Source organism: Duganella sp. P38, from assembly GCF_050859475.1.
Classification (GTDB): domain Bacteria; phylum Pseudomonadota; class Gammaproteobacteria; order Burkholderiales; family Burkholderiaceae_D; genus Rugamonas.
In genome coordinates this window covers 778,606-798,004 of record NZ_CP193936.1, presented here as the reverse complement: position 1 = coordinate 798,004, position 19,399 = coordinate 778,606, and the positions used below count along the sequence as shown (strand labels likewise).

The 19,399-nt window shown below is 63.1% G+C and carries 17 protein-coding genes and 1 pseudogene; 2 read left to right on the top strand and 16 right to left on the bottom strand.

The genetic code is table 11. The features are described from left to right. Window positions 1-15 precede the first annotated feature (15 nt). From ACRQ5J_RS03630 to ACRQ5J_RS03605, 6 genes are all read right to left on the bottom strand, one after another. A complete protein-coding gene (locus tag ACRQ5J_RS03630) occupies window positions 16-924 on the bottom strand; it encodes a cell envelope integrity protein TolA (protein WP_432381165.1) in 909 nt (302 codons plus the stop codon). Window positions 925-1,230: 306 nt separating this feature from the next. Next, on the bottom strand, window positions 1,231-4,380 hold the full coding sequence (locus ACRQ5J_RS03625) for an efflux RND transporter permease subunit (protein ID WP_432381164.1): 3,150 nt from the start codon (window positions 4,378-4,380) through the stop codon (window positions 1,231-1,233). 3 nt (window positions 4,381-4,383) lie between these two features. Then, window positions 4,384-5,103, bottom strand: coding sequence for an efflux RND transporter periplasmic adaptor subunit (locus tag ACRQ5J_RS03620; RefSeq protein WP_432381163.1), 720 nt, complete (start codon window positions 5,101-5,103; stop codon window positions 4,384-4,386). After that, window positions 5,091-5,546 (bottom strand): efflux RND transporter periplasmic adaptor subunit, encoded by a 456-nt coding sequence (locus tag ACRQ5J_RS03615; protein ID WP_432381162.1) that lies wholly within the window; start codon window positions 5,544-5,546, stop codon window positions 5,091-5,093. Before ACRQ5J_RS03615 ends, ACRQ5J_RS03620 begins: the two co-directional genes overlap by 13 nt. Window positions 5,547-5,669: 123 nt before the next feature. After that, entirely contained in the window at window positions 5,670-6,782 is a 1,113-nt protein-coding gene (locus tag ACRQ5J_RS03610) for an ATP-binding protein (protein ID WP_432381160.1), read from the bottom strand. A gap of 237 nt (window positions 6,783-7,019) precedes the next feature. Next, a complete protein-coding gene (locus ACRQ5J_RS03605) occupies window positions 7,020-7,748 on the bottom strand; it encodes a response regulator (RefSeq protein ID WP_432381159.1) in 729 nt (242 codons plus the stop codon). Between the two features lie 188 nt (window positions 7,749-7,936). On the opposite strand from ACRQ5J_RS03605, the gene ACRQ5J_RS03600 reads away from it, so the two are divergent. Then, the gene (locus tag ACRQ5J_RS03600; protein WP_432381158.1) at window positions 7,937-8,482 is read left to right on the top strand and encodes a Spy/CpxP family protein refolding chaperone; all 546 of its coding nucleotides are present in this window, start codon (window positions 7,937-7,939) and stop codon (window positions 8,480-8,482) included. Here the strand turns inward: ACRQ5J_RS03600 and dsbD are convergent, their stop codons facing one another. Then, window positions 8,483-10,501 carry a protein-disulfide reductase DsbD gene (gene dsbD, locus ACRQ5J_RS03595; protein ID WP_432381157.1) on the bottom strand — a complete coding sequence of 673 codons (2,019 nt, stop codon included), beginning with the start codon at window positions 10,499-10,501 and terminating at the stop codon, window positions 8,483-8,485. 135 nt (window positions 10,502-10,636) lie between these two features. Between dsbD and ACRQ5J_RS03590 the strand changes: the two genes are divergently transcribed. Then, entirely contained in the window at window positions 10,637-12,298 is a 1,662-nt protein-coding gene (locus ACRQ5J_RS03590) for a M20/M25/M40 family metallo-hydrolase (protein WP_432381156.1), read from the top strand. Between the two features lie 51 nt (window positions 12,299-12,349). Here ACRQ5J_RS03590 and ACRQ5J_RS03585 read toward each other — a convergent pair whose 3' ends face one another. The 9 genes and pseudogenes from ACRQ5J_RS03585 to rpmJ form a co-directional block, all read right to left on the bottom strand. Next, window positions 12,350-12,982, bottom strand: coding sequence for a PepSY-associated TM helix domain-containing protein (locus ACRQ5J_RS03585; protein ID WP_432381155.1), 633 nt, complete (start codon window positions 12,980-12,982; stop codon window positions 12,350-12,352). A 1-nt stretch (window position 12,983) separates the two neighbouring features. Then, window positions 12,984-13,592, bottom strand: a pseudogene (locus tag ACRQ5J_RS03580) (PepSY-associated TM helix domain-containing protein); the annotation flags it as partial. A 57-nt stretch (window positions 13,593-13,649) separates the two neighbouring features. Beyond that, window positions 13,650-15,803: a TonB-dependent siderophore receptor gene (locus tag ACRQ5J_RS03575; RefSeq protein WP_432381154.1), complete on the bottom strand. Its 2,154-nt coding sequence runs from the start codon at window positions 15,801-15,803 to the stop codon at window positions 13,650-13,652. 157 nt (window positions 15,804-15,960) lie between these two features. Beyond that, window positions 15,961-16,356 (bottom strand): 50S ribosomal protein L17, encoded by a 396-nt coding sequence (gene rplQ, locus ACRQ5J_RS03570; RefSeq protein ID WP_090192432.1) that lies wholly within the window; start codon window positions 16,354-16,356, stop codon window positions 15,961-15,963. Between the two features lie 189 nt (window positions 16,357-16,545). Next, complete coding sequence (locus ACRQ5J_RS03565) at window positions 16,546-17,523, bottom strand: DNA-directed RNA polymerase subunit alpha (RefSeq protein ID WP_432381153.1); 978 nt, start codon at window positions 17,521-17,523, stop codon at window positions 16,546-16,548. Window positions 17,524-17,661: 138 nt separating this feature from the next. Further along, entirely contained in the window at window positions 17,662-18,285 is a 624-nt protein-coding gene (gene rpsD / locus ACRQ5J_RS03560) for a 30S ribosomal protein S4 (protein ID WP_092280154.1), read from the bottom strand. Window positions 18,286-18,473: 188 nt separating this feature from the next. Next, window positions 18,474-18,878 carry a 30S ribosomal protein S11 gene (gene rpsK / locus ACRQ5J_RS03555; protein WP_072786827.1) on the bottom strand — a complete coding sequence of 135 codons (405 nt, stop codon included), beginning with the start codon at window positions 18,876-18,878 and terminating at the stop codon, window positions 18,474-18,476. A 14-nt stretch (window positions 18,879-18,892) separates the two neighbouring features. Then, complete coding sequence (gene rpsM, locus ACRQ5J_RS03550) at window positions 18,893-19,258, bottom strand: 30S ribosomal protein S13 (RefSeq protein WP_090192434.1); 366 nt, start codon at window positions 19,256-19,258, stop codon at window positions 18,893-18,895. 27 nt (window positions 19,259-19,285) lie between these two features. Beyond that, window positions 19,286-19,399, bottom strand: a complete 114-nt coding sequence (gene rpmJ, locus ACRQ5J_RS03545; protein ID WP_005663407.1) for a 50S ribosomal protein L36 — start codon at window positions 19,397-19,399, stop codon at window positions 19,286-19,288.

The window sequence follows — 19,399 nt, the reverse complement described above, 5'->3', positions numbered from 1 at the left end:
GGGAACGACGGGCGGCTACCTGCGGCCGAGGTTGAAGTAGTCGGGGAACACCTCGCGCATCAGGAAGTCGAACAGCTGCTTCTCGTCTTCCTTGCGCGCGCTGAGCGGCACGGTGCGGCCCAGGCGGCGCGATTCGAAGTCGAAGTCGCCGGTCTTCTCGCTGCGGATGATCTTGATCATTTCCTTGATCGCCGCCGTTTCGATGTCCGGCTCGGCGCCGCGCTCGACGTTCACCTGCTTCAGCCAGTTGCGCTTGAAGTTGGTGTTAAAGCCGCGGAATTTGATCTCGGCGCTGTTGAAGCTGATCTTCCTGACCGTGAACAGGCCGCCGCTCTCATCGGCCGTGGCGGCGTTGTTGGCGCGCGCGATGTTGGCCATGGCCACCCGCTTGGCGCGGTCGCCTTCGCTCTCGACCGGCGGCGACGGCGGCGCCGGCGGATTCTGCGCCTCGCGCGCGGCGCGCCGCTTGGCGATCATTTCCGACATATCCTGTTCCGGTGGTGGCGGCGTCATCCTGGCCTGCACCGGCGGCACGAAGGTTTCCAGTTTTTCACGCGGCGCCACCGGCGCCTGTTTCGATTCGGCCGGCTTGCGCGACGGCTGCGTCTTCGGCTTGGCCTTCGGCGTTTCCGGCTTGGTGATCGGCTTCGGTTTCGGCTTGCTGGCCTGCTTTTCCAGCGGCGCGATATAGACCATCTGCCCGCCCTTGACCGCAGGCGGCTTCATCGGCGGCGTGTGCGACGGCGCGAACAGGTAGTACAGCACGCCCAGCACGTGCAGACCGATCGAGATGCCGATGCCGATGCGGTTATTCTTGGATTTGCGTTCCCACGTGGCGTAGCTGTCCTGCGTGCCCGGCAGGCGCTGGCCGCAAGTCTCGCAGTAGTCCGAGTGTGCGGAGAGGATGTGGGAGTCGTGGTGCAAGATACCAACCTTGTGGAACGCGAGTCGTCAAAATGGGGCCATAGTGCCAGAGTCCCGCTCTTTTGGGAACCGCTCCAAATGCCATGCCACGGCACCAGACTGCCTACTTTACAAGTTTCATCCCTTGACGGGTGTTACTGTATGTATCAATTGCTTTGTAAAGTGGCAATATTATAGCGGACTGAGCCCCATTCTAACGGGCATGGCTGCGTTGCTGTGTTCGCTAACCAACACCTGCCGCGCCGCCGCCGTTTAACAGATTACCGATGCGTAAGGATGTGGCTCAGCCGCCCCTTACGCCCTCGCTCAGTGCTTGTTGACCGCTTTCAGCGGCACAGCGTGCACCTGGTCGCGCGCCGGCGGCGCGATGGCGGCGTCGGCGGCGATTTCGGCGTCGCTCATCGGGCCGGTGCCGCTGTACTTGTCGAGGAACAGGTAGATCACCGGCGTGATGTAGAGCGTGATCACCTGCGAGAAGATCAGGCCGCCCACCACCGCCAGGCCCAGCGGCTGGCGCAGCTCGGCGCCGGCGCCCAGGCCCAGCGCGATCGGCAAGGCGCCCATCAGCGCCGCCATGGTGGTCATCATGATCGGGCGGAAGCGCAGAATGCAGGCCTGGCGGATCGCCACCTCCGGCGTCAGCCCTTCCTGGCGCTGCGCGTGCAGCGCGAAGTCGATCATCATGATGGCGTTCTTCTTGACGATACCGATCAGCATCAGGATACCGATGATGGCAATCATCGTCAGGTCCATATTGAACAGGCGCAGCGTGATCAGCGCGCCGACCGCCGCCGACGGCAGGCCGGCCAGAATCGTCAGCGGGTGGATGTAGCTCTCGTACAGCACGCCCAGCAGCACGTAGATCACGCCCAGCGCGGCGATGATCAGGATCAGCTGGCTGCCCTGCGAACTCTGGAACACCGCCGCGTCGCCGCCGTAGTTGGTGATGATCGACGGCGGCAGGCGCATGTCGGCGCCCCAGCTGTCGATCTTGGCGGTGGCCGTGCCCAGCGGCACGTCCGGCGCCAGGTTGAACGACAGCGTGATCGCCTGCAACTGGCCCTGGTGGTTGACGGCCGTCGGGCCGATGGTGCGCTCGACCGACGCAAAGCTCGACAGCTGCACCAGCTGGCCGCTCTTGTTGCGCACCGAGATCTTGGTCAGCGCGCTGTCGAACTGGCGGTCGGCGTCGGCCGCCTCCAGGATCACGTAGTAGCTGGCCGCCGGCGAGTAGATGGTCGATACCTGACGCTCGCCGAAGGCGAGGTACAGCGCGGTGCGGATGTCGCCGATCGCCACGCCGAGGTTGTTGGCCTTGTCGCGGTCGATCTTCAGCGACGCTTGCAGGCCGCGGTTTTGCGAATCGCTGGTGACGTCGCGGAAGTCCGGGTCGGCGCGCATGCGCTCCATGTATTTGTCGGCCCACTCGTTCAGCGCACCCGGACTGACCGATTGCAGCGTGTACTGGTAGCGCGATTTCGACTGCCGTCCGCCCAGCTGCAAGTTCTGCACCGGACTCAGGTAGACGGCGATGCCGGGCACCTGCCTGGTGGCCTTGCGCAGGCTGTCTAGCACCTGCGGCATCTTCTCGCGCTCGCCGCGCGGCTTGAGCACCAGGAACATGCGGCCGGTGTTGCCGCCGCCGACGAAGGAGGTGACGTCCTGCACGTTCGGGTCGTTGCGGATGACGGTGGCCACGCGCTCCTGCAGTTCCAGCAGCGAGGCCGACGAGATGTCTTCCGCCGCCTCGGTGTTGACGCGGATCTGCCCCAGGTCCTCCTCCGGGAAGAAGCCTTTCGGCGTGGTCATGTACAGCACCGCCGTCAGCGCAAAGGTGCCCAGCGCCAGCAGCAGCACGACGTAGCGGTGGCGCAGCGCGGTGTCGAGCGTGCGCGCGTAGAAGTCGCGCAGCGCGCCGAAGCCGGCCTCGAACCAGCGGCCGAGGAAGTTGCCCTTGTCGTGCTCGGGATCGACGGCGTCGGCCGGCAGCATGCGGCTGGCCAGCATCGGCACCAGCATCAGCGACACCGCCGCCGACGCCAGCACCGACAGCGCCACCACCACGGCGAATTCGTGGAACATCAGGCCGATCACGCCCGGCATGAAGAAGATCGGGATGAACACCGCCACCAGCGAGACGGAAATCGAAATGATGGTGAAGCCCATTTCCTTGGCGCCCACCAGCGACGCCTCCAGCGGCCGCTTGCCCATCTCGATGTGGCGCACGATGTTTTCCAGCACCACGATGGCGTCGTCGACCACCAGGCCGACCGCCAGCGTGATGCCGAGCAGCGAGACGTTGTCCAGCGAGTAGCCGAAGGCGTACAGCAGCGCCAGCGCGCCCAGCAGCGAGATCGGCATGGTGATGGCCGGGATGAAGGTGGCGGCCGCGCGGCGCAGGAACAGGAAAATCACCATCACCACCAGGAAGATGGTCAGCAGCAGCGTCAGGTTGACGTCGTGGATCGCTTCGCGGATCGACACCGAACGGTCGTTGACCAGGTTGATGTTGATCGACGCCGGCAGCTGCGCCTTGAACTGCGGCAGCAGGCGGCGCACGCCGTCCACCACCTGCACCGTGTTGGCGTCCGGCTGGCGCTGCACCAGCAGCACGATCGAGCGCTCGCCGTTGTAGCTGCCGGCCGCCTTGGTCGACTGGTAGCTGTCCTGCACCTCGGCCACGTCCTTCAGGCGCACCGGCTCGCCGTTGCGCTGGGCGACGATCAGGTCGGCGTAGTCGGCCGCCTTCATCAGCTGGGCGTTGCCCTGGATGGTCAGCGTCTGCTTGGGGCCGTCGAGAATGCCCAGCGGCGTGTTGGCGTTGGCCGACTTGATCGCTTGCTGCAACTCATCGAGCGTCAGGTTGCGCGCGTTCATCAGGTCCGACTTGGCGCGGATGCGCACGGCGAACCGCTTCTGGCCGTTGACGGTCACCTGCGCCACGCCGGGCAGCGTGGACAGGCTAGGCGCGACCAGGTTCTCGGCGTAGTCGTTCAGCTCGGACAGGCTCAGCGACGGCGAGTTCATGGTCATGAACAGCACCGGCGCGTCGGCCGGGTTGACCTTGCGGTACGACGGTAGGTCGGTCATCTCGATCGGCAACTGGCGCTGCGCGCGCAGCAGCGCCGCCTGCACGTCGACCGCCGCCTCGTTGACGTTGATGCTGGGGTCGAACTCCAGCGTCAGCGAGGAGTTGCCCAGGGTGTTGGTCGAGGTGATCAGGGTCAGGCCGGCGATCGTGGAGAACTGCTTCTCCAGCGGCAAGGCCACCGACGAGGCCATGGTTTCCGGCGAGGCGCCCGGCAGGTCGGCCGAGACGTTGATCACCGGCGTGTTGTAGCTCGGCAGCGCCGCCACCGGGATGTAGAAGTACGACAGCACGCCGGCCAGGATCAGGGTGGCCGACAGCAGCACCACCATCACCGGGCGGCGGATGCATAACTCGGAAAGGTTCATCGCTTAGCCTTTCTGCTTAGTACCATCAACCTTCGCATCGGCCGGCTTGTCGGCCGCGGCGATGCGCACCTTGCCGCCCGGCCGCAGGTTCTGCTTGCCGTCGACGATGACCTGCTCGTCCCCCTTGAGGCCGGACACGGCGGCATGCTCGCCAAACGCGTACAAGCGCTTGATGTGGACCACCTGGGCCGATTGCTGCTTGTCCACCGCGTACACAAACGTGCCGCGGGTATTGCTAATGATAGCGTTTTGCGGAATCACCGTCGCGTCTTTCAGCACCTGCGCGATCAGCTTGGTGTTGACGTACTGGCCCGGCCACAGGCTGGTGTCCTTGTTGTCGAACTGCGCCTTGACGCGGATCACGCCGGCCACCGGATCGACCGTGTTGTCGATGAAGCTGAGCTTGCCGTTGACGGCCAGCGAGGAATTGTCCAGCGTCACCTGCACCGGCACGGCGCCGGCGCGCTGCGCCGCCATCAGGCCGGCCAGCGCGGTTTCCGGCAGCGTGAAGGCGACCGTGATCGGGTCCAGCTGCGTGACCGAGGTCAGCAGCGTGGTCATCTGCACCAGGCTGCCGGGATAGACGTTGATGGCGCCGACCCGGCCGCTCATCGGCGCGCGGATCGCGGTGTAGCTGGCGTCGACGCTGGCGGCGCGCACGGCGGCGATGTCGGCCTGCAGCAAGGCGCGCGCCGAATCCACCTGGCTCTTCAGCGTGTCCACCGCGCCCTGGGCGATGAATTTTTCTCCAGCAGTTCCAGCGCGCGCTGGTACTGGCGCTCGTAGTCGGCCAGCGCGGCGCGGTCGCGCTCGACCTGGGCCTGCGCCTTGTCGACGTTGGCGCGCTCGCTGCGGTCGTCGAGCGTGAACATCAGCTCGCCCGCCTTGACGAACTGCCCTTCCCGGATGTGCACCTTGGCGATGGTGCTGGTGGTTTGCGGATGCAGGTCCACCGTGCTGATCGGCGTGACCGTGCCGTTCGCCTGCAAGGTGACCGGCACGTCCTGGCGCTGCGGCGCGACGATGCTGACGGTGGTCGGTCCCTGCGGGCCGTTGTTCATGCGGCTGCCGGTGGTCGGATGGTCGCCGCCGTGCATGGCGTACCAGATGCCGCCGCCCACTACCACGATGGCGCCGATCAGGGATGCTAGGGAAGATTTTTTCATTTTAATAATAATTTTGTCGTCGAAAAATATTGCCACCATGCATGGGCGGAATATTGTCGCATAGTATCTCCGAGAAAAACTGCACCAGTATTACGCCCGCACAGTTTTTCGCCGTTGTGTGGTTCAGTTGCCCGCGTAGTATTCCGGCAGCACCAGCGTCACTTCCAGGCCGCCATCCTTGTGGTTGGCCAGCGTCAGGTTGGCGCCGTGCTGCTCGGCGATGTTGCGGGCGATGGTCAGGCCCAGCCCGGTGCCGCCGGATTCGCGCGAGCGCGAGGTTTCGATGCGATAGAACGGTTCAAACACCCGTGCCATCTGGTCCGGCGCAATGCCGGGGCCGCCGTCGCGGATACGAATGCGCGCCGCGCCCGCCAGGCGCTCGACCGTCACGTTGGCGTAGCGGCCATACTTGACGGCGTTGTCGATCAGGTTGACCAGGCAGCGGCGGATCGCCAGCGGCCGGCCCATCAGCGCCATGCCGGCGCGGCCGCGCAGCTCGACCTGCTGGCCGACGTCGGTGGCGTCGCTGCACACGCTGTCGAGCAGCGAGTCGAGGTCGAGCGCCTGCATGGTTTCGGTCGAGTCCATGCTGCGCGCCAGGTCCAGTCCTTCCCTGACCATTTGCTGCATGGCCGACAGGTCGTCGATCAGGCGCTGCTTGAGTTCGTCGTCGCCGACTTTTTCCAGCCGCAACCGCAGGCGCGTCAGCGGCGTCTGCAAATCGTGGGTGATGGCGGCCAGCATCTGCGTGCGCTGCGTGATGTGCTGGCGGATGCGCGCCTGCATGGCGTTGAAGGCGGCGCTGGCCTGGCGGATTTCAGCGGCGCCGCTGAGCACCACCGGCGGGTGGTTGATGTCGTTGCCGAGGTCCTTGGCGGCCTGCGCCAGGCGCTTCAGCGGCCGCATCGACATGCGCGCCACCCAGTAGGCGAGAAAGGCGATCGACAGCAGGAACGGCAGCAGCGACAGCAGCTCGCTGTTGGGCGAGGCCGGCGCCTGGCGCGGCGGCAGCACCGACAGCTTGAGCAGCTGGCCGTCGTACAGGCGCACGTTCATGGTTTCGCACGTGCCCTTCCACTGGCTGGAAGCGAACAGCGTGGTGGTCTGGCGCGGCTGGTCGCAGGCGGCCGGATGCTCGTCGAGCGGCAGCAGCTGGTAGCGCTCGCCGAGGCGCTGTTGCAGCGCGGTCGAAAATTCGGTCGGCGGCAGCGCCGGCGCCTGCGGCTGGCCGCCCATCTCCAGCTTGACGGTGCCGCGCGGCCGCCACCAGAAAGGTCGGGCGCGCGCTCTCCGGCATGACGTCGGCGGTGGTGATCAGTTGCTCGGCTCGTTCAAGCGCGTGGAAGTCGCGGTAGCGCTCCAGCGCGCGGGTGCGCTCGTTGACGGCCAGCCACTGGGTCAGCGCGGCCGAAGCCACGATGCCCAGCAGCAGGACCAGGAACACGCGCCCGGTCATCGAGCCGATGAAGGCTTTCACGCTGGCGGCTCCACGCTGACCTGGCCGGCCAGCACATAGCCGCCGTTACGCACGGTCTTGATGATTTGCGGCATGCGCGCATCCTCGCCGAGCTTCTGCCGCAGGCGGCTGATCTGGATGTCGATCGAACGGTCGAACGGGTCGGCGTCGCGGCCTTGCGTCAGGTTCAGCAGCTGGTCGCGGTTGAGCACGCGGTTCGGGTGTTCGAGGAAGACCTTGAGCAGCCGGAACTCGGCGCCCGACAGCATGATGACGATGCCGTCCGGATTGAGCAGGTGGCGCGCGGTCAGGTCCAGCGTCCAGCCGGAGAATTTCATCTGCTGCGCCTTGTCGGCGCCGGCGCCGGTCGGCATGGCGTTGCTGCGACGCAGGACGCTGCGGATGCGCGCCAGCAGCTCGCGCGGCTCGAACGGCTTCGGCAGGTAGTCGTCGGCGCCCATTTCCAGGCCGAGGATGCGGTCCAGCGGCTCGTTGCGCGCGGTCAGCATGATGACCGGCAGCGTCGAGTGCGCGCGCAGCTTGCGGCACAGGGTCAGGCCGTCGTCGCCGGGCAGGTTGAGATCGAGCACCACCAGCTCCGGGCGGCCTTCGTCCAGCAGCTTCCACATGGCGGCGCCGTCCGGCGCGCACAGCGCGCGGTAGCCGTTCGACTCCAGGTAATCCGCCAGCAGGGTGCGGATGTCGCGGTCGTCGTCGACAATTAAGATAGTAGATGTTGGTTCCATAACCGTCATTATCCATGCAAGACCAAGCGCCAATTGTATCGTCTTGTATATGGCAGCCGGGGCTTAACATCTGGATACAAAAACCGGGATGCGAGCAACGTAAGAGCAACCTTCGGCCGCCAATATGGTTACCAACGCGGCACGCCTGGTGCCGCGATTGATGAACCCTCAACAATGAAGGAACGACCATGAACATCTTACGTAAAAGCATACTGATCGGTTTCACCGTGCTGGGCATGGCCGCGGCGCACGCCCAGGAAAGCGCCCCGGCGCAGCGCCCGCACGGCGCGCACCAGCAGCCGACCAAGGAACAGGTGCAGGCCCGCATGGCCGAGATGTACGCCAAGCGCCAGGCGCGCCTGCATGACCTGCTGAAGCTGACCGCGCAGCAGGAATCGGCCTGGGCCAGCTATCAGGCGGCGATCAAGCCGGCCGCCCCCGACGGCCAGCGCCCGCAGCGCAAGCGGATGGACAAGCTGACCGCGCCCGAGCGCCTGAACCTGGCGCTGGACATGACCAAAAAACGCGAAGCGTTCCTGGAGAACCGCGTCAAGGCGGTGACGGCCTTCTACGCCCAGCTGAATCCGGCGCAGCAGACGCTGTTTGACGAGCACGGCCTGCGCGGCCCGCGCGGCGAACACGGTCGTCGCGGCCATGGCCACCACGGCCATCGCGGCGGCTGGGGCCACGGCCAGCATGAAGGCTGGGGCGGCCCGGCGCCGCGCCAGGGCTGATCAGTTCAGTACGGACAGGGAGGCGGCGAACTTCGCCGCGTTCTGAAAGCCGATCACGCGCGAGTTCGGGATTTCCTTGCCGTGCCGGTCGAACAGGATGATGCCCGGCGGCCCGAACAGGCCGAAGCGTTTCAGCATGGCCTTGTCCTCGTCATCGTTGGCGGTGACGTCGACTTGCAGCAGCAGCGTATTGGCCAGCCGGGCACGCACGGCCGGATCGACGAAGGTGAATTTTTCCATTTCCTTGCAGGACACGCACCAGTCGGCATAAAAGTCCAGCATCACGGTTTTGCCGTTGGTTTGCGCGAGGATGGCGTCAAGCTGCTGCACGGTCTTGACGCGCTGGAAGGCCAGCGGCGTTTCGTGGCCCTTGCCGGTCAGGTGCGCCAGCGGCGCCAGCGGATCGCGGCCGCCGCTGGCCACGCCAACCAGCTGCATCAGGCCCAGCACGGCGACGATCACGCCCAGCGATTTTGCGACCCATTTACCGTTGTTTAGCAGCAGATACATGCCATAGCCGATAAACAGCAGGGCCCAGCCGCCCATCTGCACAGCGCCCGGCAGCACCGGCGACACCAGCCACCAGCCGACCGCCAGCATCAGCACGCCAAAGAAGCGCTTGACGCTGTCCATCCACGCACCAGCCTTCGGCAGCAGCGCGCCGGCCGACACGCCGACCAGGATCAGCGGCACGCTCATGCCCAGCGCCATCGCATACAGCGCCCAGCCGCCCATGACCGGGTCGTGCGCCTGGCCAATGTAGATCAGCACGGCCACCAGCGCCGGGCCGACGCAGGGACCGACGATCAACGCGGAAATCATGCCCATCACAAACACGCCGGCCAGCTTGCCGGCGGACTGCTGGTTCGATACCGTGCTCAGGCGGGATTGCAGCGCGGCCGGCACTTGCAACTCGTAGAAGCCGAACATCGACAGCGACAGCAGGGCCATCAACAAGGCAAAAGCGCCCAGCACCCATGGATTTTGCAACTCCGCCGCCAGGCCCTCGCCCAGTATGCCGGCCACCACGCCGAGCGCGGTGTAGACGATCGCCATGCCTTGCGAGTACGTCACCGACAGCAGCAGGCCGCGGCCGCGGCTGGTCTTTTCGCCTTCGCCCACGATGATCGAGGACAGGATGGGCACCATCGGCAGCACGCACGGCGTGAACGACAGCCCCAGGCCGAGCAGGATAAACATGGGTACGATGACCAGCAGGTCGCCGCTCTTCAGCGCGGCGATCCAGCGGTTGACGTCATCGCTTTGCGACGGCGCAGCGGCGGCCGGCGCGGCCGGCGGCGCGGCCGGAACGATATCGGTCGCGGTCGGGTTGGGAATGGTGTAGATCTTCACGCCCGGCGTCAGCGCGGCGGCCTTGCCGCCATCGACGCCCTCATTCACCGCGCCCTGCCCCGCCGCGCCTGGCGGGAAGGCGTTGGCCGCGGCCGGCCTGGCGGCAGCGGCGTCGCTTGCAGCGCTCGCGGCCCGGGTCACGCCGCTCGCGCCAGCAGTCGCGGCATTCGGCGCCGCGCCCGCCGTACCGGCTTGCGCGGCCGGGGTGGCGGCTTGGGCCGCCGGAATCGGCACCGAGCCGGCGGCCGTCAACGAAGCCTTGTAATCCTGCGGCGCATAGCACAGCCCTTTCTCGGAGCAGCCCTGTCCGCCAGCCAGCAGCGTGAACGGCCCGTTGCCGTCCACCGCCACGGTAATGGTCACGCTCTTGCGGTACGTCTCCACATCCTTGGCAAAAGTCTCGTCATAATGCACCTTGCCTGGCGGGATCTGCGGCACGCCCAGCCTGGCGCCCTGCGCGCTGAACTTGAAACGCTCACGGTACATATAGTAACCGTCGGCAATCTGGAACGTCACCGCCATCGTATGTCCATCCACCATGCGCGCGGAAAACTTGAACGCCTCCGACGGATCGAGGAATTCCTCGGCACGGGCAGGCTGCAACAGCAGCGCGATCAGCGCCAACAGCGGTGCAAGCAATCGGGTGAAGCGGGCAAAACGGGACATGACGGCGTTCTCTCAGAGGGTCTGTTCATTGGAGCAACAGCATAGTACACCGATGCCGTTTTTCCCGCCTGAGCGCGGCCTTAAAACCTTGATATATGCGAAACTAAATTTTTTCACCGTCTGGAGCATCGCCCTATGTCCCCTCCCCGTCCCCTGCTGCTGTCAATTTTGGTGCTGAGCACCCTGCCGGCCCTGGCGCTGGCCCAGGCGCCCGCCAAGGCGCTGAACGCCATTTCCGCGCAAGACCTGAGCGCCCACATCAAAGTCCTGGCTTCCGACGCCTTTGAAGGCAGAGCGCCCGGCACCGCCGGCGAAGCGCAAACCGTGGCCTATCTTCAGCAGGAATTCCAGAAGCTCGGCCTCAAGCCCGGCAACCCGGACGGCAGCTGGGTGCAGGCGGTGCCGATGCGCGGCCAGAAGCCGACGCCTGCCTTCAGCTACACCATCGGCGGCCGGAAGACGACGTTGAACTTCGCCGATGACTTTGTTGCACATTCGACCAGCCAGCCAACGACGGTCGCCGTCAACAACTCGGAAATCGTGTTTGTCGGCTACGGCGTGCAGGCGCCGGAATACGGCTGGGATGACTACAAGGGCGTCGATGTGCGCGGCAAAACCATTCTCATGCTGATCAATGACCCGGCCATTCCTGACCCGAGCAACCCGGAGCAGCTCGATCCGAACATGTTCAAGGGCAAAGCCATGACCTACTATGGCCGCTGGACCTATAAATACGAGATCGCCGCCAAGCTGGGCGCGGCCGCCGCCATCATCATTCATGAAACCAAGCCAGCCGCCTATCCATGGGACGTGGTACGCAGCGGCGGCAATAGCGAGCAATTCAGCCTGCTACGCGAAGGCGATGATCCAGACGCGCCAGCCGTACCTGGCTGGATTCAGCTCGACAAGGCCAAAGCCATGATGGCAGCCGCCGGCTACGATTTCGACACGCTGAAAAAACAGGCGCTGACCAAGGAGTTCCGCCCGGTCAGCCTGAAAGGCACGGCCGACTTCAAGATCGACAATATCGCGCGCACGGTCAATTCGAATAACGTCGTCGCGAAAATCGAAGGCAGCGATCCGAAGCTGAAAAACGAATATGTGATTTATAGCGCCCACTGGGACCATTTGGGCGTCGACGAGAAAACCGGCAAGATTTATTACGGCGCGCTGGATAATGCGTCCGGCGTTTCCGCGCTGCTGGAATTGGCCAAAGCCTATAAAGCCCTGCCTAAAGCACCCAAACGCTCCATTCTGTTTATCGCCACTACGGCGGAAGAGCGCGGACTGCTGGGCGCAAAATATTACGCCGCCCATCCGCTTTATCCTCTCAAAAGCACGGTCGCCAATATTAATATCGACGGCATTAACGCCTGGGGCAAAACCCGGCAAATTGAAAACGTCACATCCGGCCATTCCAGCATCGATGGATTGCTGGAGAAATATGCCCGGGCCCAGGGCCGCGTCATGGAAAAAGATTCGCGCCCCGAGCTGGGGAGTTTCTATCGCGCGGACCACCTGGAATTGGCGCGCGCTGGCGTGCCGGTTTTATATACCAAGGCGCGCAGCGGCTATTTGAACAAGCCGGATAACTACGCCACCGATGTCGTGAATAATTATTTCACGCACGATTACCACCAGGTGACCGACAGCTTCCGCACCGACTGGGACTTCAGCGGCGGCGTGCAGGATATCCAGCTGCTGTTCCAGGTCGGCCTCGATATTGCCCAGGGCGACACGCCGACGTGGAACGCCGGCTCCGAGTTCAAGGCAGCCGGAGAGCGTCGCTTAAAGTAAGTCACGCTCGAACTTAGCGGGTACGTGCTAATTTTTAGCACGTACCCGGCATTACGCTTCGACCAGGTCGCCGGCGCGACGCTCGGCGGTGACCACGCGGGACGCGCGTTTGCGCCACCAGATGATCACGCCAGTCACACTCAGCATGGCGACCACCACGCCCATGATCGAAATCAGGATGCGCCCCGGCAGGCCGAGGATGCGGCCGGAGTGCAGCGGGAACTGGGCCTGCACGAAGATGTCCGCCGCCGTACCTTTCCATGGCAGACGCTCGCCCAGCAGCTTGCCGTCGGCGCCGTCGTAGTACAGGTACGCAGGACCAACGCCACCGGAACCGTGATCGTCGCCCGGTTTATAGAAACTCACGCCATAAACATTGAACGCGTTGGTATAAAACACCGCGCCAACCGGCTCTTCCCATTGACGTTTTGCCGCTTCCTGGGTCGCGGTTTCCACCACGCCGGCATATTGCACTTTCGGCGTATGTGGCTTGTGCAATTCCGCCATAGGAATGGTATCGAATGGCGTTGGCGTGACTTTCGATATTTTGCTCATTACCGGATAAAATATTTCGCTGTAAAGATTCAGCGAGAATGCGGTAAACGACAAAATAAGCAGCAAAGCCCCAGGTCCATAAGCTGAATGCACGGTGCAAATCGAAATTGAGTTTATTACTGCCGCCATTCCAGCGTATTTTCCACGCCGGTTTCCAGCGTTGCATCCATGGTTTGCTGGCCTCTTTGCGGCGCAATGGCAGCGTCAAATAGAAACCCACAAAACTATCCACCACCCAGATCATGGCAATACCGCCCATCAGCCATAAACCCCAACGGTCGATGCCCCACATTTCCGGAATATGCAGCGTGTAATGCAAACGATACAGGAACGAGACAAACGTTTCCTTGGTAATCGGCCACACCGCGCCCCATTCACGCTTGCCCAATTCGGCGCCGCTGACCGGATCGACAAATACCTGGTTAAAACCCGGCTCAAACAGCTTGCCGGTGGCCGGATCGACACGCGGCGACACGCCGAATGCAATCGCCTCGCCCTTTTCGATCTGGATCGGGATGAAGGACACCAGCACCTGCGGGTAGCGCGCCTCCACCTGCCTGGCCAGTTCCAGCGATGGCTGCGGCGTGCCGGGCGTGTGGGCCTCCATCAGGTGCGGGTTGAGCAGGTCGTCCAGCTCGTGGTCCCACGAAATAATGGCGCCGGTGACGCCGCTAATAAACAAAAAGCCCGCAGTCAGCAGGCCGAGATATCGGTGTACCAAGGTCCAGAAGGCGCGCATGGGTTCTCCTCAGAAAAAAAGGCCGGAACCCTGAGGCTCCGGCCGATTACGTTAGCGTCAGAACTTGTATTTCAGCGTCAGCGACGTGGTGCGCGGCGCCGCGTAAGTGATCGCGCCATAGGCGGCGAACATGCCGAAGTGCTTCTTGTCGGTGACATTGTTGACGTTCAGCTGGGCCGACAGGTTTTTGCTGATGTCATACCGCGCCATCAGGTTCACCAGCGCGAAACTGTCCTGATTGATCACGCCCTGATTGCTCGCGAAGTTCGGCGCGGACGAGTCGATCGTGTAGGTACGGCCTTCCCAGTTGACGCCGCCGCCCACGGTCAGCCCGCTCAGCTGGCCTGGCAGCGCGTAGGTGGTGAAGACGCGGAACAGCTTGCGCGGGTAGAGGCTGTTGAAATCGGCGCCGGTGGCGTCCTTGGCGCGGAAGATGCTGTAGCCGGCGCTGGCGTTCCAGCCGCGCGCCAGTTCACCGTTCAGCTCCAGCTCGATACCGCGGCTGGTGGCGCCGTCGACGCCCACATAGTACGCCTCCGGCAAGCCGCCGTTGCGCGACACCGTGCCGGCGTCCTGCGCCAGGTTGTCCTGCTTGATGTGGAACACCGCCAGCGAGGCATTGACGCGGCCGTCCAGATACTCGCCCTTGATGCCGGCCTCCGCCGCTTTGCCGCGCACCGGGTCCAGTGTCTTGCCGCCGAAGTCCTTATAGTTCTGCGGCTGGAAGATGCTGGTGTAGCTGGCATAGGCCGAGTAGGTGTTGTTGATGTCGTAGACCAAGCCGGCATACGGGGTGATCTCGTTATCGTTCTTCACCTCGTAGGCGCTGCTGCCGACCACCTGGCCGGTTTTCTTGTAGTTGGTGACGCGGGCGCCAACGATCAGTTTCAGCGGATCGGTGATCGAGAAGCGTGCCACGCCATACACAGCGTCCTGCCTGGTCACACTTTGCTCGTAGAAGGTCGCGGCCCCCCAGGTCGGCTCCGGATAGGCGGCGCCGTTCCAGTTATTATAGTTGCCGGTGTCGGCCAGCGCGCCTTCCGGACGACGGTCCGAAGTGAAGTCCGCCTTCGAGTACATATAGCCGAACGCCGCCTCGTGCTTGCGGCCACCCAGCTGGAATGGACCGGACAGCTCCAGGTTGGCGTTGTCCTGCTTGGTGCGGGTCAGGTAGGCGCCGGCGAACGGGAACATGCCGGTGCCGGTGGCCGCGTCGGGATAGCCGAACAGGTACAGCAGTTGCGAATCGCCGCGACGGTCGCCACGGGCCACGCTGGCGGTCAGCTTCCAGCCGTTGTCGAAGGTGTGCGCCAGATTGGCGAAGGCGCTGTTGAACGAGGTATTCCAGCGGGTCCAGCCGGCGGCCGAGGTCTTCGAGACGTCCCAGTTGGTCAGGTTGCCGTTGGTGTACCAGTACGACAGGCCGCCCCAGTTCGGGCCCTTGACGTCGTTTTCCTGGCGGCTGAAGCCCACGTCCAGCACGGTCGATGGCGTCAGGTCGGCTTCCACGGTGGCGTAGATGGTCTTGCTCTTGTTGCTCAGCAGGTCGACCCAGCTGTCGGCGTCGGTGTATTCGCCGACCACGCGGCCACGCACCGAACCGTCCTGGCTCAGCGGCGTCGAGACGTCGACCTGGGCGCGGCGCGCGCTCCAGTTGCCGACGCCGATCTCGGCCGAGCCGGTCAGCTCCTTGCTGGTGGCGCGCTTGCGCACCAGGTTGATCGACGCCGACGGGTTGCCGGCGCCGGTCATCAGGCCGGTGGCGCCGCGCACCACTTCCACGCGGTCGTACAGCGCCAGGGTGCTGGCCACTTCGCCCGACGACCACGATTGCGCCCAGGTGGTCGGCACGCCGTCGATCTGCAAGTTGTCGATGTCGAAGCCGCGCGCGGTGAAGCCGGCGCGGTTGGTTTCATACTGGTTGACGGAAATGCCGACCACGTTGTTGACCACGTCGGTGACAGTCTGCAGCCCCTGGTCTTCGATGCGCTGCTGCGTCACCACGCTGACCGACTGCGGCGTATCGCGCAGCGACAGGTCGAGCGGCGTGGCGCCCTTGGCCTTGGCGGCCGTGTAGCTGGTATCGCCGAGCTTTTGCGACGTCACCTGCACCGTCGGCAGCACCGCGCTGTCATCGTCCGCCTGCGCCAGCAGCGGCAGCGCCAGGCCGATCAGCACGGCCAGGTGTTTCATCTTCAACTGCTTGTCCATCATTTCCCCGTGTAGGTTGCTTTCATCGAAACAGGAATGATAACGATTCTCATTTTTAAGTCAATGAAATACAGGTAATTAACCTGGATTTACCAAGCTACGGACGAAAAAAAGCCAGGCTAGGCCTGGCTTTCAGTGCGACGGGACGACCGGCTGATTACTCAGCGGTTGGTGCGTCTTCGATGGCGGTGACTTCTGGACGGTCCAGCAGCTCAACGTAAGCCATTGGAGCGTTGTCGCCAACGCGGAAACCCATTTTCAGGATGCGCAGGTAGCCGCCGTTGCGGTTGGCAAAACGTGGGCCCAGTTCCGAGAACAGTTTGCCTACGATTTCGCGGTCGCGCAGACGGGCGAATGCCAGACGCTTGTTAGCCAGGGTGTCGGTCTTGCCCAGGGTCAGGATCGGCTCAACGACGCGGCGCAGTTCTTTAGCTTTTGGCAGCGTGGTTTTGATGGCTTCATGACGCAGCAGCGAGACGGTCATGTTGCGCAGCATAGCCAGACGGTGGGACGAGGTACGGTTCAGTTTACGGAGGCCGTGACGGTGACGCATGGTACTTCCTTTCGATGATGTTTAAATCCGAGTTCTTCGATCGCTCACTATGAGCGCGGACCGGTTTTAGTGAAACGCCCCGGCAACATGCCAAGGCGATACTGCAGAACCGTCGTCCCGGCGTCGGCCGGGACCCATGCCGAGCATGCTCAGCATGGACTCCCGCCTGCGCGGGAGCGACGGATCGTATTACTTCTCCAGACCAGCAGGCGGCCAGTTTTCCAGCTTCATGCCCAGCGTCAGGCCGCGGGAAGCCAGCACTTCCTTGATCTCGTTCAGCGACTTGCGACCCAGGTTCGGGGTCTTCAGCAGTTCGTTTTCCGAGCGCTGGATCAGGTCGCCGATGTAGTAGATGTTTTCTGCTTTCAGGCAGTTGGCCGAACGCACGGTCAGTTCCAGGTCGTCGACTGGACGCAGCAGGATCGGATCGACCAGCGGTGCGCGCGATGGCGCTTCCGCGGCAGCTTCGGTGCCTTCCAGCGCAGCGAACACATTCAGCTGATCGACCAGCACGCGCGCCGATTGACGGATCGCCTCTTCCGGCGAGATCACGCCGTTGGTTTCGATGTTGATGATCAGCTTGTCCAGGTCGGTACGCTGTTCGACACGGGCCGACTCAACGAAGTACGACACGCGGCGCACTGGCGAGAACGAGGCGTCCAGGATGATGCGGCCGATGGTTTTGTTGGTGTCTTCCGACAGGCGACGGACGTTGCCTGGCACATAGCCGCGGCCTTTTTCGACCTTGATCTGCATGTCCAGTTTGCCGCCGGCGGTCAGGTGGGCGATCACGTGGTCCGGGTTGATCAGTTCCACGTCGTGCGGCAGATCGATGTCCGAGGCCAGCACGGCGCCTTCGCCTTCTTTCTTCAGGGTCAGCGTGACGGAGTCGCGGTTGTGCACTTTGAACACCACGCCCTTCAGGTTCAGCAGCAGGTCCACCACGTCTTCTTGCACGCCGTCCAGCGACGAGTACTCGTGCACCACACCGGCGATGGTCACTTCGGTCGGCGCGTAGCCGATCATCGACGACAGCAGCACGCGACGCAGCGCGTTGCCCAGGGTGTGACCGTAGCCACGTTCAAACGGTTCCATCACGACTTTAGCGTGGCCGGCACCCAGGGTTTCTACATCGATAATACGTGGTTTCAACAAACTGTTTTGCATGAAATGTCCTTTTCAATACCCTCGGCGCGTTAAGCCGATAAGGCTGATGGCATTAGTGAAAACGCCCACTCGAATGAGCGGGCGGGCTTACGATAAATTGGGCCCCCGCCTGCGCGGGGGTGACGGTTATACCGTCAATTAACGCGAGTACAGCTCGACGATCAGCGATTCGTTGACGTCGTTAGCGATTTCGTTACGCTCTGGCAGGGACTTGAAAGTGCCTTCCATTTTCTTGGCATCCACCGACACCCAGGCTGGCATGCCGACTTGTTCCGCCAGCGACAGCGCTTCCACGATACGCACTTGTTTCTTGGCTTTTTCGCGCACGGCGATGACGTCGCCGACTTTGACCGAGTACGAAGCGATGTTGACCACGTTGCCGTTCACGGTGAAGGCTTTGTGCGATACCAGCTGACGCGCTTCAGCGCGGGTCGAGCCGAAGCCCATGCGGTAGGCGACGTTGTCCAGGCGGGCTTCCAGCAGCTTCAGCAGGGTTTCGCCGGTGTTGCCTTTGCGACGATCAGCTTCTGCGAAGTAGCGACGGAACTGACGTTCCAGCACGCCGTACATACGTTTAACTTTTTGTTTTTCACGCAGCTGGTTGCCGTAGTCCGAGGTACGGGCGCCCGACTTGACGCCGTGCTGACCTGGTTTTACGTCCAGTTTGCATTTGCTGTCCAGCGAGCGACGGGCGCTTTTCAGGAACAGATCAGTGCCTTCACGGCGGGAGAGTTTTGCTTTTGGTCCGATATAACGTGCCACGGTGCTTTCCTTTTAAAATAATGACGTTCCGACCCACGCGGGTGAACGCTAGTCTGGTCTGCAATGAGCCAGACGGTGGCGAAGCCTGCCATGATGACAGACGACAATAGCCGGGCAGTATAGCCGTCTCCGGCTTCCTGCACCAGCTTTATTGTGTAACAGCGAGGCCGGCGCAGCCGGCCCGGCCATTAGATACGGCGACGCTTTGGAGGGCGGCAGCCGTTGTGCGGCACTGGCGTAACGTCCTGGATCTCGGTGATCTTGATGCCCAGGTTGTTCAGCGCGCGCACAGCCGATTCACGGCCTGGGCCTGGGCCCTTGATGCGCACTTCCAGGTTCTTCACGCCGCATTCGATCGCGACTTTACCAGCGGCTTCAGCAGCAACCTGCGCTGCGAACGGGGTCGATTTACGCGAACCCTTGAAGCCAGCACCACCGGAGGTCGCCCACGACAGCGCATTGCCCTGACGGTCGGTGATGGTGATGATGGTGTTGTTGAAGGAAGCGTGAACGTGTGCGATACCTTCGGCAACGTTCTTCTTGACCTTCTTGCGTACGCGAGCTGCTGCTGCGCTGCTTTGTTGCTTAGCCATGTGATTTCCCTAGATTATTTCTTGAGCGATTGAGCGGCTTTGCGCGGGCCCTTGCGGGTACGTGCATTGGTGCGGGTGCGCTGACCGCGGACCGGCAGGCCCTTGCGGTGACGCATACCACGGTAGCAACCCAGATCCATCAAACGCTTGATGTTCATGGACAGTTCGCGGCGCAGGTCGCCTTCGACGATGAATTTACCGACTTCATCGCGCAGCTTTTCCAGTTCGCTGTCGTCCAGATCTTTGACCTTTTTATTGGTCGCGATGCCCGTTTGCGCGCAGATGAACTTCGCGCGTGGGCGGCCTACACCGTAGATGGCCGTCAGGCCGATAACGGTGTGCTGGTGATTTGGGATATTAACCCCTGCAATACGTGCCATTCGTTATTCCTCGATAAATAACGGTTATTAACCTTGACGCTGTTTATGACGTGGTTCGACGCAGATTACGCGAACAACGCCTTTGCGCTTGATGATCTTGCAGTTGCGGCAGATCCGCTTGACTGAGGCGTTAACTTTCAT